The 15739-nt window shown below is 65.4% G+C and carries 15 protein-coding genes; 8 read left to right on the top strand and 7 right to left on the bottom strand.

Annotated features, from left to right (window positions below; translation table 11 throughout):
* Positions 1-115: 115 nt before the first annotated feature.
* Positions 116-724 carry a CinA family protein gene (locus tag AC0L3K_RS14035; protein ID WP_219684280.1) on the bottom strand — a complete coding sequence of 203 codons (609 nt, stop codon included), beginning with the start codon at positions 722-724 and terminating at the stop codon, positions 116-118.
* A 3-nt stretch (positions 725-727) separates the two neighbouring features.
* The gene (locus AC0L3K_RS14030) at positions 728-1909 is read right to left on the bottom strand and encodes a bifunctional 2-C-methyl-D-erythritol 4-phosphate cytidylyltransferase/2-C-methyl-D-erythritol 2,4-cyclodiphosphate synthase (RefSeq protein WP_354128230.1); all 1182 of its coding nucleotides are present in this window, start codon (positions 1907-1909) and stop codon (positions 728-730) included.
* A 281-nt stretch (positions 1910-2190) separates the two neighbouring features.
* Between AC0L3K_RS14030 and dusB the strand changes: the two genes are divergently transcribed.
* The 3 genes from dusB to ntrC are packed head-to-tail and all read left to right on the top strand — an operon-like array spanning position 2191 to position 5816.
* Positions 2191-3192, top strand: coding sequence for a tRNA dihydrouridine synthase DusB (gene dusB, locus AC0L3K_RS14025; RefSeq protein ID WP_219684284.1), 1002 nt, complete (start codon positions 2191-2193; stop codon positions 3190-3192).
* A complete protein-coding gene (locus AC0L3K_RS14020; protein ID WP_007591135.1) occupies positions 3189-4364 on the top strand; it encodes a two-component system sensor histidine kinase NtrB in 1176 nt (391 codons plus the stop codon). Before dusB ends, AC0L3K_RS14020 begins: the two co-directional genes overlap by 4 nt.
* 9 nt (positions 4365-4373) lie before the next feature.
* Positions 4374-5816 carry a nitrogen regulation protein NR(I) gene (ntrC, locus tag AC0L3K_RS14015; protein WP_007591133.1) on the top strand — a complete coding sequence of 481 codons (1443 nt, stop codon included), beginning with the start codon at positions 4374-4376 and terminating at the stop codon, positions 5814-5816.
* 167 nt (positions 5817-5983) lie between these two features.
* On the opposite strand, the gene AC0L3K_RS14010 is transcribed toward ntrC, so the two are convergent.
* Positions 5984-6130, bottom strand: a complete 147-nt coding sequence (locus tag AC0L3K_RS14010; protein WP_219684372.1) for a hypothetical protein — start codon at positions 6128-6130, stop codon at positions 5984-5986.
* Positions 6131-6303: 173 nt separating this feature from the next.
* Here AC0L3K_RS14010 and AC0L3K_RS14005 point away from each other — a divergent pair, with 173 nt between their 5' ends.
* The 4 genes from AC0L3K_RS14005 to hflX all read left to right on the top strand — a co-directional run bounded on the left by AC0L3K_RS14005 (position 6304) and on the right by hflX (position 11964).
* Positions 6304-8697, top strand: coding sequence for a sensor histidine kinase (locus tag AC0L3K_RS14005; RefSeq protein WP_219684285.1), 2394 nt, complete (start codon positions 6304-6306; stop codon positions 8695-8697).
* A 15-nt stretch (positions 8698-8712) separates the two neighbouring features.
* Positions 8713-10083: a nitrogen assimilation response regulator NtrX gene (ntrX, locus tag AC0L3K_RS14000; protein ID WP_007591127.1), complete on the top strand. Its 1371-nt coding sequence runs from the start codon at positions 8713-8715 to the stop codon at positions 10081-10083.
* A gap of 238 nt (positions 10084-10321) precedes the next feature.
* A complete protein-coding gene (hfq, locus tag AC0L3K_RS13995) occupies positions 10322-10570 on the top strand; it encodes an RNA chaperone Hfq (protein WP_007591126.1) in 249 nt (82 codons plus the stop codon).
* 11 nt (positions 10571-10581) lie between these two features.
* Entirely contained in the window at positions 10582-11964 is a 1383-nt protein-coding gene (gene hflX, locus AC0L3K_RS13990; protein ID WP_007591124.1) for a GTPase HflX, read from the top strand.
* 190 nt (positions 11965-12154) lie between these two features.
* Here hflX and mazG read toward each other — a convergent pair whose 3' ends face one another.
* The gene (gene mazG, locus AC0L3K_RS13985; protein ID WP_007591123.1) at positions 12155-13015 is read right to left on the bottom strand and encodes a nucleoside triphosphate pyrophosphohydrolase; all 861 of its coding nucleotides are present in this window, start codon (positions 13013-13015) and stop codon (positions 12155-12157) included.
* Positions 13016-13154: 139 nt separating this feature from the next.
* Between mazG and queC the strand changes: the two genes are divergently transcribed.
* Positions 13155-13868 (top strand): 7-cyano-7-deazaguanine synthase QueC, encoded by a 714-nt coding sequence (queC, locus tag AC0L3K_RS13980; RefSeq protein WP_219684288.1) that lies wholly within the window; start codon positions 13155-13157, stop codon positions 13866-13868.
* Positions 13869-14015: 147 nt separating this feature from the next.
* On the opposite strand, the gene AC0L3K_RS13975 is transcribed toward queC, so the two are convergent.
* The 3 genes from AC0L3K_RS13975 to nthA are packed head-to-tail and all read right to left on the bottom strand — an operon-like array spanning position 14016 to position 15678.
* Positions 14016-14396 (bottom strand): nitrile hydratase accessory protein, encoded by a 381-nt coding sequence (locus AC0L3K_RS13975; RefSeq protein WP_007591121.1) that lies wholly within the window; start codon positions 14394-14396, stop codon positions 14016-14018.
* Complete coding sequence (gene nthB / locus AC0L3K_RS13970) at positions 14396-15055, bottom strand: nitrile hydratase subunit beta (RefSeq protein WP_007591120.1); 660 nt, start codon at positions 15053-15055, stop codon at positions 14396-14398. The genes AC0L3K_RS13975 and nthB overlap by 1 nt, the downstream gene beginning before the upstream one ends.
* Positions 15052-15678 carry a nitrile hydratase subunit alpha gene (gene nthA, locus AC0L3K_RS13965; protein ID WP_007591118.1) on the bottom strand — a complete coding sequence of 209 codons (627 nt, stop codon included), beginning with the start codon at positions 15676-15678 and terminating at the stop codon, positions 15052-15054. Before nthA ends, nthB begins: the two co-directional genes overlap by 4 nt.
* Between the last annotated feature and the right edge of the window lie 61 nt (positions 15679-15739).

Here is a 15739-nt window from a genome sequence, read left to right as displayed (position 1 = left end):
CCCCCCCGCCCCCCCCCCCCCCCCCCGCCCCCCCCCCCCCCCCCCCCCCCCCCCCCCCGCGCCCCCCCCCCCACCCCCCCCCCCCGGCCCCCCCCCCCCCCCCCCGCTACGGGAGTCACCCCCGCGGCGAGCGCGGAGTCCTGCGTTTGACGGCGTGCCGGCGCGGCGAGCGTGTCACGCGGGGGCGCAGGCGGGTTACCGCGGCTTCACGGCGCGGCTTGGCCTGGACTGGGCCGCGGGCGAGATCCATCAGCATGCGCAGCGCCTCGACCACCGAGCGCTGGCGCACGGCGGAACGGCCGATCGCGCCAAAGCGATGCTCGCGGTGAACGATGCGTCCGTCGCGCGCGGCGGCGGCGAAGTGGACGAGGCCAACCGGCTTGCCAGGCGTGGCACCGCCAGGGCCGGCAATGCCGGTGATGGCGACCGCAAGATCGACGCCGGCACGCTCCAGCGCACCGACCGCCATAGCTGTTGCGGTCTCCTTGCTGACGGCGCCGAAATTCGCAAGCGTGCCGGCCTCGACGCCGAGCATGGCGCGCTTGGCATCGTTGGAATAGGTGACGAAGCCGCGATCGATGACGTCTGACGAACCGGGGATGTCGGTCAGCGCGCCCGCGACGAGACCGCCGGTGCAGGACTCCGCGGTCGCGATCGTCAGCTTGCGCATCCGGCACAGATCGAGCAGCGAGCGGGAGAGGGCGCGTGCGTCGCTGCCAGCCATGGCCTAGACACTCCAGGGCAGACGGATGGTGGCGCTCGCGGTGGCCGCGATGCCTTCCTCGCGGCCGGTGAAGCCGAGCCGCTCGCTGGTGGTCGCCTTGACCGCGACCCGGGAAATGTCGACGCCGGAAATCTCGGCGATGCGCGCGCGCATGGTGTCGCGCAAGGGACCGATCTTCGGCCGCTCGCAGATCATGGTGACCTCGAGATTGGCGATGCGGCCGCCGCGCTGGGTGACGCGCTCGATGGCGTATTGCAAAAACTGGTCGGAGGAGGCGCCTTTCCACTTCGCGTCGCTGGGCGGAAAGTGCGATCCGATGTCGCCGTCAGCGAGCGCGCCGAGGATGGCGTCGACCAGCGCATGCAGGCCGACATCGCCGTCGGAATGGGCCAGGAAGCCTCTGGTGTGCGGCACGCGCACGCCGCAAATCATGAGATGGTCGCCCTCGCCGAAGGCGTGCACGTCATAGCCCGTGCCGGTCCTGATGTCGCCGAGCAGGCTGGCCAACCGCGCTTCCTCGCGCACGAAATCCTCGGGAGTGGTGAGCTTCATATTGGCAACATCGCCTTCAAAGGTTGCAACCGTCAATCCCGCCCATTCGGCAATCGCGGCATCGTCGGTGAAATCGCTGCGCCCGTCCTTGGCCGCGCGACGATGCGCTTCGAGGATGACGTCGAAGCGAAAGGATTGCGGCGTCTGTGCGATCCGCAACCGCGCCCGGTCCGGCGTGTCCTCGACATTGCCGTTCTCGCCGGTGACCTTGATGGTGTCGGTGACGGGAACGACGGGGATCGCGGCGCCGGTGCGGCTGGCCGCATCGATCGCGCGGGTGATCACGCCTTCCGAAACGAAAGGGCGCGCGGCGTCATGGATCAGGACGATGTCGGGCTTGTGCCTGGCGAGCGCTTCAAGCCCGGCGAGCACCGAGGCCTGCCGGGTCGCGCCGCCATTGACCGGAGCCTCGTGGCTGAGCCCTGCGACCGCTGCCGTGAACATGGCGCTGTCGTCGGGGTTCACGACCGGTTGAACCGCGAACACGTCCGCATGACGGCTGAAGGCCTCCATGGCGCGATAGATTACCGGTACGCCGCCGATCTCGCGATATTGCTTGGGGCCACCGGCGCCTGCGCGCAGGCCGCGTCCGGCCGCGACGAGAACGACCGCCGTGCGCTGTGATTTCGCCATAGGACTCAAATACTCATTTGATGATGAAGAGAGTCGGGGGTGGGGTGATTGCCGCATGCCTCTAGCACGGCAGGCCCGCAAAAAAAGGGGGTTTCCCCGGATTGTGGGAAACAGCATTTTGCTGCACTGCACTTGAAAGATCGGCAGAACTGTCTAAACTGTAGGCATGACGCTTGACTGCACAAGAATTGTGCGCAAGATAGGTCATGGCAGGCGCGATGAGGCGCTGCCAACGCAACGAGACCCCTGTGACCGGCTCGGCAGTATCTGGCTTTAAGCCATTGAAGATAGGCGATATTGATGTCGCCACCCCGGTCTTCCTGGCGCCGATGTCGGGGGTGACTGACTCGCCCGTCCGCCGGCTGGCCGCGGAGCTCGGCGCCGGTCTCGTCGTCTCCGAAATGACGGCCAGCGACGAACTCGCCAATGGCCATCATATGTCCCGGTTGCGCTGCGAAGCCACGGGTATTGGTCCGCACGTGGTCCAGCTCGCCGGCTGTGAGACGCACTGGATGGCAGAGGGCGCCCGGATCGCTGAAGCCGAAGGCGCAGATATCATCGACATCAACATGGGCTGTCCGGCCCGTCACGTCACCGGCGGCCAGTCCGGTTCCGCCTTGATGCGCGACCTCGACCACGCCGTGAGCCTGATCGAAGCGACGATCGCGGCGGTGAAGGTGCCCGTGACGTTGAAGATGCGGCTCGGCTGGGACGACCGCACCCGCAACGCACCGGAACTGGCGCGGCGCGCACAGGCATCAGGCGTCAAGCTCGTCACCGTGCACGGCCGCACCCGCTGCCAATTCTACAAGGGCGAGGCCGATTGGGACGGGATCCGCGCCGTGCGCGACGCCATCTCCATTCCGCTCGTCGTCAATGGCGATATCACGACTTACGAGAAGGCGCTCGCGGCGTTAGAGGCCTCCGGCGCCGATGCCGTGATGATCGGCCGCGGTGCGCAGGGACAGCCCTGGCTGCCCGGTGAGATCGGCCGGCGCCTGAAGGGCGGGGCGGCGGAAGCCACGCCGTCGCTCGAGACGCAGCTGCATTATGTCCGCACGCTCTATGAAGGCGTCTGCGCGCTCTACGGCCTGCGCGTCGGTCTGCGGCACGCACGAAAACATCTCGGCTGGGCCCTCGACGTCGCGGCCGATGTGAGCCGTGCGCCGGCCGAGAAGCTGAAATCCTGGCGCCAGAAAATCCTCACCTCGGAGGATCCGCGCCTTGTCCACCGGTCATTGCAAGATGCCTTCGACGACTTCGCATGGAGCGCCGCTGCATGAGCTCAGCCGCTGAACATCGTCGGCCGTTTCCGTCCGACAGCGATGCCATCCTGGACGCACTGCCCAATCCGACGCTGATGATCGGGCCGGACGGCAAGATCGTCGCCGCCAACATCGCAACCGAAGCCTTCTTCGATATCTCGACGCAGTTCTTGAAGCGGCAGTCGCTGAAAGAGCTGGTGCCGTTCGGCAGCCCCTTGCTGGCGCTGATTGACCAGGTGCGTTCGTCGAACGCACCGGTCAACGAATACAAGGTCGATCTGGGCACGCCACGCATGGGCGGAGACCGCCAGGTCGATCTGCACGTTGCCCCCGTCACGGAACGGCCCGGCCACATCGTGGTGATGCTCCAGGAGCGCTCCATCGCCGACAAGATGGACCGCCAGCTCACCCATCGCAGCGCCGCGCGCTCGGTGATCGCGCTCGCCGCGATGCTGGCGCATGAAATCAAGAACCCGCTCTCCGGCATCCGCGGCGCGGCGCAGCTCCTGGAGCAGCAGGCCTCCTCGGAAGACCGCATGCTGACGCGGCTGATCTGCGACGAGGCCGACCGCATCGTGACTCTGGTCGACCGCATGGAGGTGTTCGGCGACGAGCGCCCCGTGGTGCGCGGCCCCGTCAACATCCATTCGGTGCTCGATCACGTCAAACGGCTGGCGCAGTCCGGCTTTGCCCGCAACATCCGCTTCGTCGAGGACTACGATCCCTCGCTGCCGCCGGTGCTGGCGAACCAGGACCAGCTCATCCAGGTGTTCCTCAACCTCGTGAAGAACGCCGCCGAAGCGCTGATCGACGTTCCCGACGGCGAAATCCAGCTCACCACCGCGTTTCGTCCCGGCGTGCGCCTGTCAGTCCCCGGTCAAAAATCCCGTGTATCCCTGCCGCTCGAATTCTGCGTGAAGGACAACGGACCAGGCGTGCCGGACGATCTCCTGCCAAATCTGTTCGATCCCTTCGTCACCACCAAGCAGACCGGCTCGGGTCTGGGCCTCGCGCTGGTCGCAAAGATCATCGGGGACCACGGGGGCATCATCGAATGCGAATCTCAGCCGCGGAAGACCACCTTCCGCGTGCTGATGCCGATGTATTCCACATCGGTGAAACATGCCGATCAAAGCAGTCGCGACGGCTCTGCCGGGAAGTCGTCGTCTGCGTCACAGGGGGCAAAATGAGGATTAACGATGCCCGCAGGTAGTATTCTCGTTGCTGATGACGACACCGCCATCCGCACCGTTCTCAATCAGGCACTATCCCGCGCCGGCTACGAAGTGCGGCTGACCGGCAATGCCGCGACGCTGTGGCGCTGGGTCAGCCAGGGGGAGGGCGATCTCGTCATCACCGACGTGGTGATGCCCGACGAGAACGCGTTCGACCTGCTGCCGCGGATCAAGAAGATGCGGCCGAATTTGCCGGTCATCGTCATGAGCGCGCAAAATACCTTCATGACGGCGATCCGGGCCTCCGAGCGCGGCGCCTATGAATATCTGCCGAAGCCCTTCGACCTGAAGGAGCTGATCGCCATCGTCGGCCGTGCGCTGGCCGAGCCCAAGGAGCGGGTCGCGACGCCGAACGACGACGCCGAGATGGAGGCGATCCCGCTGGTCGGCCGCTCGCCGGCGATGCAGGAAATCTATCGCGTGCTGGCGCGGTTGATGCAGACCGACCTCACCGTGATGATCACGGGCGAGTCCGGTACCGGCAAGGAGTTGGTGGCGCGCGCGTTGCACGATTACGGCAAGCGCCGCAACGGCCCGTTCGTCGCGGTCAACATGGCGGCGATCCCGCGTGACTTGATCGAGTCCGAACTGTTCGGCCATGAGCGCGGTGCCTTCACCGGCGCCAACACCCGCGCCTCCGGCCGGTTCGAGCAGGCCGAGGGCGGCACGCTGTTCCTGGATGAGATCGGCGACATGCCGATGGAGGCGCAGACCCGCCTGCTGCGCGTGCTTCAGCAGGGCGAATACACCACGGTCGGCGGCCGCACTCCGATCAAGACCGACGTGCGCATCGTCGCGGCTTCCAACAAGGATCTGCGAGTCCTGATCCAGCAGGGCCTGTTCCGCGAAGATCTGTTCTTCCGCCTCAACGTCGTGCCGCTGCGGCTGCCGCCTTTGCGCGAGCGCATCGAGGATCTTCCGGATCTGATCCGTCATTTCTTCGCGCTGGCCGAGAAGGACGGACTGCCGCCGAAAAAGCTCGACACGCTGGCGCTGGAGCGGATGAAGCAGCACCGCTGGCCGGGCAATGTGCGCGAGCTCGAGAACCTCGCCCGCCGCCTCGCGGCGCTCTATCCGCAGGATGTGATCACCGGCTCCGTCATCGACGGCGAGCTGGCGCCACCCACGGTCAGCCCGGGTGCCGCAGTCCAGCATGGCGTCGACAATCTCGGCGGCGCCGTGGAAGCGTATCTCTCCTCGCACTTCCAGGGCTTCCCGAACGGCGTGCCGCCGCCGGGCCTCTATCACCGCATCTTGAAAGAGATCGAGGTGCCGCTGCTGACGGCCGCGCTCGCGGCGACCCGCGGCAACCAGATCCGTGCCGCCGATCTGCTCGGCCTCAACCGCAACACGCTGCGGAAGAAGATTCGGGATCTCGATATCCAGGTGTATCGGAGCGGGGGCTAGCCTTTCCGCAACGGACGGTGGCTCAGCTCCCCCTACCAAGCGGAGCTGAGCCTGTCCGGATCGCGCTGGCCGTTGTGGCTGACGCGGTGAGCAGAAGTCCCGATCGGACTGAAATGTTCCGCCGGAACATTCAAATGGTCATTCAGCCGCGGGACGCGGCCTCACACCTATCTGACAAATCGGCCTGATACCTGTATCGCGCTGGCGACGTTCGCATTGGGCTCCTGCACCCCGACACCATTGACCAGCAGGTCGGCCGCCACGATCAGCAGCAGCACGGCCGACACCATCATTGCGAGAAAGAACCTGTGCATCCCCGTCAAGCCGCTGGGGCCGGGATGCGTTCCCGCCCTCCGGCATGTCGCTGTGGATGCGCGGGTCAGTCGCGGCGTGGGCGCCGCGGAATTGTCGCAATTCGGCAACAATGTGGTACGAATACATCAGTATCCGCCCGCCGCGGACCCCGTTTTCAGCACCCATTGCCGGAATGACCAGCGCAGACACCTCGGCCGCATCCTTTGACACGGCCCCAGCGGAAGAGCCCCGGCGTTGGTCGGCGCGACGCTGGCTGGCGCCGTTCGCCGTGGCGTTGGCCCTGCTGTCGGCCTGCCTGACGTTCCTGGTCCTGACCGGCCTCACGTCGATCGAACCGACCCCTGCGGTTGTCCGCTCGTTCTATCTGATCAATGCGGCCACGATCCTGCTGCTGGTCGGCATCATCATCCGCGAACTCTGGCAGCTGATCCTGGCGCGACGGCGGGGTAGGGCGGCGGCGCGCCTCCATGTCCAGATCGTCAGCCTGTTCTCGATCGTGGCGGTGCTGCCGGCGGTGCTGGTCGCCGTCGTCGCCAACGTCACCATCGAGCGCGGCCTCGACCGCCTGTTCTCCGGCCCGACCAAGGAGGTGATCCAGAATTCGCTGACGATCGCGCGCGCCTACATGCAGGACCACGCTCAGCTGATCCGGGGCGACATTCTCGGCATGGCCAACGACATCGCCCACGCCCGGCCGCTCTACGACCAGGATCGCCGCTCGTTTCGCGAATTGCTGACCTCCAGCGCCGCCTCGCGCAACCTGCCGGGCGCGATGATCATCGACAAGAACACCAACATTCTCGAATCCGCCGACACCGGCATGCGGCTGGCCTATTCGCCGCCGGCACCGGACTTCCTCAGCAACGTCAACGAATCCGAGCCCGAAATCGCGGTGCTGCCCGATGCGAGCTTCGTCGCCGCGGTGGTCCGCTTGCGCGCCTTCAGCGACACTTTCCTCTACGTCGCGCGGCCGCTCGATCCGAATGTCGTCAACCAGCTCAAGCAGACCGAGGTCAGCGTCGCCGAATACGCCCAGATCGAGTCGCGCCGGCTCGGCATCCAGGTCGCGTTCGCGCTGATGTTCGCGGTGATCGCGCTGACCATCCTGATGGCCTCGGTGCTGATCGGCCTCAACTTCGCCAACTCGCTGGTCTCGCCGATCCGGCGGCTGATGAACGCAGCCCAGACGGTGTCGACGGGCGATCTCCACGTGAAAGTGCCGGTGCACCAGTCGGAAGGCGACCTCGCCCAGCTGGGTGAGACCTTCAACAAGATGACGGAGGAGTTGCGCAGCCAGCGCGACGAGCTCGTCAACGCCAGCGACCTCATCGACAGCCGCCGCCGCTTCATCGAGGCGGTGCTGTCGTCCGCGAGCGCCGGCATCATCGGCGTGGATAATTCAAGCAGCGTCGGCATTCTCAACCGTTCCGCCGAAAAGCTGATCGGGCACTCCGAAGCCGAGACGCTCGGCCATCCGCTCTCCGACGTGCTGCCCGAGCTCGAAGAGATGATGAAGAGCGCGCGGGAAGGGACCCAGCGCCTGGTGCAGGGGCAGATCACGATCACGCGGGACGGGCAGGAACGCAATCTGTCGGTCCGCGTCAGCGCCGAGAAGACCAGCCAGCCGCACGACAGCTACATCATCACGCTCGACGACATCACCGAGCTGGTCTCGGCGCAACGCACCTCGGCCTGGGGCGATGTCGCGCGCCGCATCGCGCATGAGATCAAGAACCCGCTGACCCCGATTCAGCTCTCCGCCGAGCGCATTCGCCGCAAATTCGGCAAGGACATCACCGAGGGCAAGGACAAGCAGATCTTCGAACAGTGCACCGACACCATCGTGCGTCAGGTCGACGACATCCGCCGCATGGTCGACGAGTTCTCGCGCTTTGCACGGATGCCGAAGCCGGTGATGGAGGGTGAGGACGTCGCCGACGCAGTGCGGCAGGCGGTCTTCCTGATGAAGGTCGCCCACCCCGAGATCGATATCGAGGCCGAGTTCAAGGAAGATCCGCTGCGCGCCCAGTTCGACCGGCGGCTGATCTCGCAGGCGGTCACCAACATTGTCAAGAACGCCACCGAGGCGATCGAGCAGGTCCCCCTGGAGGAGCTCGGCAAAGGCCGGATCGACGTCGTGGTCTCGCGCGAGGGCGAGGACGTTCTGATCGACGTCGTCGACAACGGTATTGGCCTGCCCAAGGTGGCGCGCTCGCGCCTGCTCGAGCCCTATGTGACGACACGCGCCAAGGGCACCGGCCTTGGGCTCGCGATCGTCGGGCGCGTGCTGGAAGACCATGGCGGGCGCATCGAACTGAAGGATGCCTCGGATTTCCGCGAGGGCCAGCGTGGCGCCTGGATGCGGATGCGTTTTGCGATCTCCGGCGCTCCCGCGAAAAGCGAGGGGGCCGAACCGGCAGCCGAGGCAACGGCCAAGCCGGACATCGGCGAAACGGCCACGCAATCCGTCAAGGATCCGGAAACAAAACAGGCGGCCGCCGAAACCAAAGAGCCGGCTGAAAAGACCAATGATTCAACGAAGATCGAAGCCTCAACAGGCAGCTGAGAAAACAGGCGACACATGGCAAGTGAAATTCTGATTGTCGATGATGAGGCCGATATTCGGGATCTCGTTGCGGGCATCCTCGAAGACGAGGGCTTCGTGACCCGGACCGCGCGCGACAGCGATACGGCGCTCGCCGAGATCGCCAACCGCAGGCCGCATCTGGTGTTCCTCGACATCTGGCTGCAGGGCTCCAAGCTCGACGGCTTGCAGCTCTTGGAGCAGGTCAAGAAGGACAACCCCGATCTGCCGGTCGTGATGATTTCCGGCCACGGCAACATCGAGACCGCGGTCGCCGCGATCAAGCGTGGCGCCTACGACTTCATCGAGAAGCCGTTCAAGACCGACCGGCTGATCCTGGTCGCCAACCGTGCACTTGAGAACTCGCGGCTCAAGCGCGAGGTCAAGGAGCTGAAGCAGCTCGCGCCGAGCGCAAGCTCGCTGGTCGGCCGCTCGCCCAGCATGAACCAGCTGCGCCAGACCATCGAGCGTGCGGCCAAGGCCAACAGCCGCATCCTGATCGTTGGCCCCGCCGGCGCCGGCAAGGAACTGACCGCCCGCACGTTGCACACGGCCTCGGGCCGCGCCGACGGCCCCTTCGTCGTCATCAACGCCGCTGCGATCACGCCCGAGCGGATGGAGCACGAGCTGTTCGGCATCGAGCAGTCCAACGGCGAGCACGCGCGCAAGCCCGGCGCGCTCGAAGAGGCCCACGGCGGCACGCTGTTCATCGACGAGATCGCGGACATGCCGCGCGAGACCCAGAACAAGATCTTGCGCGTGCTGGTCGAGCAGTCGTTCCAGCGCGTCGGCGGCAACGGCAAGGTGCAGGTCGACGTCCGCATCATTTCCTCCACCGCGCGCAACCTCGAAGAGGAGATCGCGGCCGGCCATTTCCGCGAGGACCTCTATCATCGGCTCTCGGTGGTGCCGATCCGCGTGCCCGCGCTGTCGGAGCGGCGTGAGGACATTCCGGAATTGATCGACTATTTCATGGAGCAGATCTCCGCGGGCAGCGGCCTGCCCAAGCGGCAGATCGGGCAGGACGCGATGGCGGTGCTGCAGTCGCATGTCTGGCCGGGCAATGTGCGCCAGCTCCGCAACAACGTTGAGAGAGTCATGATTCTGGCCGCGGGCGGGCCGGAGGTCATCATCACGGCCGACATGCTGCCGCAGGACGTCGGCTCCATGGTGCCGGCGATGCCGACCAGCAACAATGGCGAGCACATCATGGGCCTGCCGCTGCGCGAAGCGCGCGAAGTGTTCGAGCGCGACTATTTGATTGCACAGATCAGCCGTTTCTCAGGAAATATTTCTCGCACGGCCGAGTTTGTTGGCATGGAACGCTCGGCACTGCACCGGAAGTTGAAGGCGCTCGGCGTCGGCTAACGCTGCGACGTCGTTCGAATAGGCGAGGAAAATCATCGATTTCCGTAGTTTTTCGGGGCAATACGGCATGGGCTGCCGCGTGAAGCGGCTTGCCTAATAAGCCTACCTGTCCTCTAATTGAACCGCTGTCCCTCCGAGGGGGATCTCATGAGGGACGGCAACCGGACGAGGACCCCGAATTTTCAAAAGAGGGCCGCAACCGGCGCAATAAAAAGAAACTCAAAGCGAGAAAAAAACAATGGCGGCAGACCGCGCACAAAACCTGCAGGACACCTTCCTTAATCACGTTCGCAAAACCAAAACGCCACTGACGATCTTTCTGGTCAACGGAGTGAAGCTCCAGGGCATCGTGACCTGGTTCGACAATTTCTGTTTGCTGCTTCGGCGCGACGGTCACTCGCAGCTCGTCTACAAGCATGCGATCTCGACCATCATGCCGGGCGCTCCGATCCAGTTGTTCGAAGGCGGCGAGGACCAGCCGGCTTGAGAGTGATCTGATTGGAACCCCGGAATTTCGACGGGGATGTCGACCGTCCGCGGTCGGCAGGGGATAAGCAGACGGGGCGGGTGCTTGTCATCGGTCCCTATTTGCGGGTGCGCGCAGGCAATGCCGACGCGCAATCGGAAGCTCATGTCCTGCGTGACGCGGAAGCCCGGCTCGACGAAGCCGCCGGCCTCGCACGCGCGATTGATCTCGTCGTTGCCGACGCAATCATCGCGCCGATCAGCCAGATCCGCCCCGCGACCTATATCGGCAAGGGCAAGGTCGAGGAGATCGCCGCGCTCGCCAAGGGCCTCGATGTCGAGCTCGTGGTGATGGATTGCGCGCTTGCGCCGATCCAGCAGCGCAATCTCGAGAAGGAGCTGCAGGCAAAGGTGCTCGACCGCACCGGCCTCATCCTGGAAATCTTCGGCCGCCGCGCCAAGACCAAGGAAGGCTCGCTCCAGGTCGAGCTCGCGCACCTCAACTACCAACGTTCGCGCCTGGTGCGCTCATGGACCCATCTCGAACGCCAGCGCGGCGGCTTTGGATTCATGGGCGGTCCCGGCGAGACCCAGATCGAAGCCGACCGCCGCCTGATCCAGGAGCGCATCTCCAAGCTCGAGGGCGAACTGAAGAAGGTGCAGGCCACACGCCGCCTGCATCGCGCAGGCCGCCAGCGCGTCCCGTATCGCGTGGTCGCACTGGTCGGCTACACCAACGCCGGCAAGTCGACGCTGTTCAACCGCCTGACCCGCGCCGACGTGCAGGCCGCCGACATGCTGTTCGCCACGCTCGATCCGACCCTGCGCGCGCTCACCCTGCCGCATGGCGGCAAGGCGATGCTGTCGGACACCGTCGGTTTCATCTCCAATTTGCCGACGCAGCTCGTCGCCGCCTTCCGCGCCACGCTGGAGGAGGTGCTGGAAGCCGACGTCATCCTGCACGTGCGCGACATCTCGCACGACGACGCCGAGGCGCAGCAGAGCGACGTCGACGCCGTGCTGCGCCAGCTCGGCATCAATCCCGATGATTCAGGCCGCATCATCGAGGTCTGGAACAAGATCGACCGTTATGGTCCCGAACAGCGCGAAGAACTTTTGAACATCGCCGCGCGCAGGCCGGAGGATCATCCGGCGATGCTGGTGTCCGCTGTGTCGGGCGAGGGGGTCGACGCACTGCTCGCCGCAATCGAGGAGCGCTTGGCGGCCAAGCGCATCACGCTCGATCTCTCGATCGATGCCTCCGACGGCGCCGGCATCAGCTGGCTGCATCGGAATTCCGAGGTGCTGGCGAAAGAGCTGCACGACGGCCGCTTCGACATGACGGTACGGGTGGACGAGACCAAGCGGGATATCGTGGTGAACAGGTTCGACGCCGTGCCGCGACTGTCCGCGTAGACGCCGTCGCCCGCCAGTGAGTTGAGCTAACTGCTGCCTCAAGCAACGCTGTCGTCCCGGACAAGCGTAAGCGCAGATCCGGGACCCATAACCACAAGCGGCTGGAATTGGCACGCTGGTAGCTCCAGCGTGGTTCAACAATGTGCATTCGGGGTAATGGGTCCTGGCTTTCGCCAGGACGACGCTCGAGCTAGGAGCGGGCTTGGTTGCTTTTCTCCGCCGGCGCAGCGCTTTTCGCCTCACCTTTCGCCTCATTCCACAGCGCGTCCATCTCCGCGAGCGATGCCTGCTCCAGCGTCCGCCCCTGCGCCTCCAGCGCCCGCTCGATATAGGCAAAACGCCGCTCGAACTTCGCGTTGGTCGCGCGGAGCGCGGCTTCCGGATCTGCATCGACATGGCGGGCGAGATTGACCAGCGCGAACATCAGGTCGCCGGTCTCTTCCGCCAGGCCCTCGCTGTCGTTGCGGTCGAGTGCTGCCTCGATCTCATCGGCTTCCTCGCGGATTTTTGCCAGCACCGCGCGCGGATCGTTCCAGTCGAAGCCGACGGTGGAGGCCTTGCGCTGCAGCTCCATGGCGCGCGTCAGGGCGGGCTGGCCGGCCTTGACGCCCGAGAGCAATGATTTGTGCGGCGGCATTTGTTCCGGCGGCCGGCGCGCGGCGCGCTCGGCTTTCTCCTCGGCCTTGATGCGATCCCAGACTTCCTTGACGTGGGAGGAGGCGAGGTTGCCGTCCTTGTCGGCGAAAACGTGAGGATGGCGCCGGATCATTTTTCGCGTGATGGCCTCGACGACATCGCCAAAAGCAAAGGCGTTCTGCTCCGACGCCATCTGGGCGTGGAAGACGACCTGGAGCAGCAGGTCGCCGAGCTCCTCGCAGAGATCGTCGAGATCGCCGCGGCTGATGGCCTCGACTACCTCATAGGCTTCCTCAATCGTATAGGGCGCGATGGTCGCAAAATTCTGCTCGAGGTCCCAGGGGCAGCCGGTCACCGGCGTGCGCAGCGCCGCCATGATCTCGATCAGGCGGGAAATGTCGCGGGAAGGGGTCATTGCGGGGCAGTCTCCTGGCTCTCAAGCCTTATGCCAAAAGCGAGCCCCCGTTCCCAGCGTAGCGCGGCGGAACAGGGTGATTTCCACCGGTTGGCGGGCCGGATTGGCGAGCCGCGTGCGCAATGCTAAAGCGCGGGCCATGAGCGACGCATTTTCATCCGAAACCGCGCTGGTGCTGTTCTCCGGCGGCCAGGATTCCACCACCTGCCTCGCCTGGGCGCTGAATCGTTTTGCGCGCGTGGAGACGCTGGGGTTCGATTACGGCCAGCGCCACGCCATCGAGCTGGCCTGCCGCGACCGGCTGTTCGACGGCATCAAGGGCCTGCGCGCGGATTGGGCTTCCAGGCTCGGCGAGAGCCACACGCTGTCGATCCCGACGCTGGCGGCCGTGTCCGAGACGGCGCTGACGCGCGACGTCGCGATTGCGATGGGCGCCGACGGCCTGCCGAACACGTTCGTGCCCGGCCGCAACCTGGTGTTCCTGACATTCGCCGCGGCGCTGGCTTACCGGCGCGGCATCAGTCACATCGTCGGCGGCATGTGCGAGACCGACTATTCCGGCTATCCCGATTGCCGCGACGACACCATCCGCGCCATGCAGGCCGCGCTGTCGCTCGGCATGGCCCGCAAATTCGAGCTGCATACCCCGCTGATGTGGATCGACAAGGCCGCGACGTGGAGGCTCGCCCATGACCTCGGCGGCGACGGGCTGGTGGACCTCATCCGCGAGCAGTCGCACACCTGCTATCTCGGCGAACGCGGCGCGCAGCATGATTGGGGCTACGGTTGCGGCGAGTGCCCGGCCTGCAGCCTGCGGGCGAAGGGGTGGCGGGAGTATGTGGCGGGGCGGTGACGCCATAGACTCGGTGTCATCACCCGCGAAAGCGGGTGATCCAGTACTCCGAGACGATAGTGATAATCGCGAGGCCGCGGCGTACTGGATTCCCCGCCTTCGCGGGGAATGACAGTGTTGGTTGGGGTGAGGGTGTACCCAAAGCGACTATTGCGCAAAATCCTCAGCCTTCAGCTCGATCGGCTTGCCGTGCGGGGTGCGATCTGCCGCGTGATCCCACGCGTCGCGGTAGCGATGCAACGTCTCCGCAGACGCAACGCCCTTGCGCGCGACGAGACCCTCCAGCGTGGCGAGCCAATGGAGATAGTAGGTCTCGCCCGTATCGGGATCGCCGGCCGCCTGCGCGCGCTTGATCTCGGAGGCCAGGGCTGCCGCCCATTCGGGCCAGGTGAATACGCCGCGCTCGTGCAGCGTCAGCGCCATCGCAAACGCGTGCGCCTCCCAGGGTGCGCGGAACACCGGGCCGTCATCATCGCGCGGAATGCTCGGGATCGCTGCCGTCGCGGCAGCAGCAGCCGTGCTGCTCATCACGCCGGGTCCAGATACGGCTCGAACGCGTCGATCGAGACTTTCGAGGTTGGATCGCCATCCGCACCCCAGAGATCGCGGCCCTCGAACACGACCGTGTAGAGCCATTGCGGATTCTCGCCGAGCTCCATCGCCGCCGAGTCCGGAAACACGTGGCAGCCATGGTTCAGCTCGACAATTCCGACGTGGCCACGCACATAGCGCGGCAGGCGGGTGTGGGTTGCGGGATGAATGTTCTTCGTACGAACCTTGTCGCCGATCTTGAATTTCGCCGGCGCCGGAGCAGGACGGGCGAACTTGCCGCGCACCATGATGCGCTCGACCTGGCCGAGATCGAATTTGCCGTGCTTGAGCGCCTTGGCCGGCTGCATAGCGTGGCCGGCGGCGACTTCCTCCCGGGTGAGATAGCCTTTCTCGATCAGCATCTCCTCGAGCCCGAGAAACCATTTCTTGTAATAGGAGCTCGAGAGATAGACATGCGGCGGGATCGTCTCGCGATAGAAGCGCGAGGTGTCGATGTTGAAGGCGCCGGCCGCGCCCATCGCACGCACCATGGCGAGAACACGCGACTCCCATTCCTCGTGGAACACCGGCTCGTTCGGCTCGGGCTCGACCTTGCCGAAGCCGTCCATGCCGCCCATGTCGTGCACGCCGTTCATGACGGCGCCCCGGGCGCCTTGGGAAAGCCGGTGCCGATCATGGAATCGCGCGTGACCAGCTCGGCGAGCTGCTCCTCGCTCCAGCCGTCTGTGCCCGCGGGGCGCATCGGCAACACAAGAAAGCGCGTTTCGGCGGTCGAATCCCACACCCGGATTTCAACGTCCTTGGCGACCTGCACGCCGAAATCGGCGAGCACGCCGCGCGGGTCCTTCACCGCGCGTGAGCGATAGGGCGCGGCCTTGTACCAGACCGGCGGCAGCCCCAGCATTTCCCAGGGGTAGCAGGAGCACAGCGTGCACACGACCATGTTGTGACGCTGCGGCGTGTTCTCGACCACGACGAGGTGGTCGCCGACGCGGCTGACATGGCCGAGCGTGCCGATCGCCTTCGAGCCGTCCTCCAGCAGTGCCGTCTTGAACGCCGGATCGCTCCAGGCCTTGGCGACGACGCGCGCGCCGTTATGGGGACCGATCCGGGTCTCATAGGCCTGGATGATGGCGTCGAGCGCGGCCGGCTCGACATAGCCTTTTTCGGTCAGGATCGTCTCGAGCGCGCGCACGCGCAGCTCGGTCTCCGACAGCTCGGAATGGTCGTGATCGTGGTGATGATGATGGTCGCTCATGAGGCAAAGATAGTCCCAGAATCCGGGCGTTGTCGAGGCGAAGACTCTGCTAACATCACAC

The sequence above is a fragment of the Bradyrhizobium sp. MI1.10 genome, from assembly GCF_055811035.1.
Note: the sequence above shows the minus strand (reverse complement) of the source record. Positions and strands in the feature narration are given on the sequence as shown.

What these genes read in the sequence shown, in the direction of transcription:
- AC0L3K_RS14010 (WP_219684372.1), bottom strand. Translation starts at nt 6,130, where the DNA reads ATGCACAGGTTCTTTCTCGCAATGATGGTGTCGGCCGTGCTGCTGCTG.
- nthA (WP_007591118.1), bottom strand. Translation starts at nt 15,678, where the DNA reads ATGAGCGACCATCATCATCACCACGATCACGACCATTCCGAGCTGTCG.
- AC0L3K_RS14020 (WP_007591135.1), top strand. Translation starts at nt 3,189, where the DNA reads ATGAGCTCAGCCGCTGAACATCGTCGGCCGTTTCCGTCCGACAGCGAT.
- AC0L3K_RS14005 (WP_219684285.1), top strand. Translation starts at nt 6,304, where the DNA reads ATGACCAGCGCAGACACCTCGGCCGCATCCTTTGACACGGCCCCAGCG.
- hfq (WP_007591126.1), top strand. Translation starts at nt 10,322, where the DNA reads ATGGCGGCAGACCGCGCACAAAACCTGCAGGACACCTTCCTTAATCAC.
- nthB (WP_007591120.1), bottom strand. Translation starts at nt 15,055, where the DNA reads ATGAACGGCGTGCACGACATGGGCGGCATGGACGGCTTCGGCAAGGTC.
- AC0L3K_RS14035 (WP_219684280.1), bottom strand. Translation starts at nt 724, where the DNA reads ATGGCTGGCAGCGACGCACGCGCCCTCTCCCGCTCGCTGCTCGATCTG.
- ntrC (WP_007591133.1), top strand. Translation starts at nt 4,374, where the DNA reads ATGCCCGCAGGTAGTATTCTCGTTGCTGATGACGACACCGCCATCCGC.
- mazG (WP_007591123.1), bottom strand. Translation starts at nt 13,015, where the DNA reads ATGACCCCTTCCCGCGACATTTCCCGCCTGATCGAGATCATGGCGGCG.
- AC0L3K_RS13975 (WP_007591121.1), bottom strand. Translation starts at nt 14,396, where the DNA reads ATGAGCAGCACGGCTGCTGCTGCCGCGACGGCAGCGATCCCGAGCATT.
- AC0L3K_RS14030 (WP_354128230.1), bottom strand. Translation starts at nt 1,909, where the DNA reads ATGGCGAAATCACAGCGCACGGCGGTCGTTCTCGTCGCGGCCGGACGC.
- queC (WP_219684288.1), top strand. Translation starts at nt 13,155, where the DNA reads ATGAGCGACGCATTTTCATCCGAAACCGCGCTGGTGCTGTTCTCCGGC.
- ntrX (WP_007591127.1), top strand. Translation starts at nt 8,713, where the DNA reads ATGGCAAGTGAAATTCTGATTGTCGATGATGAGGCCGATATTCGGGAT.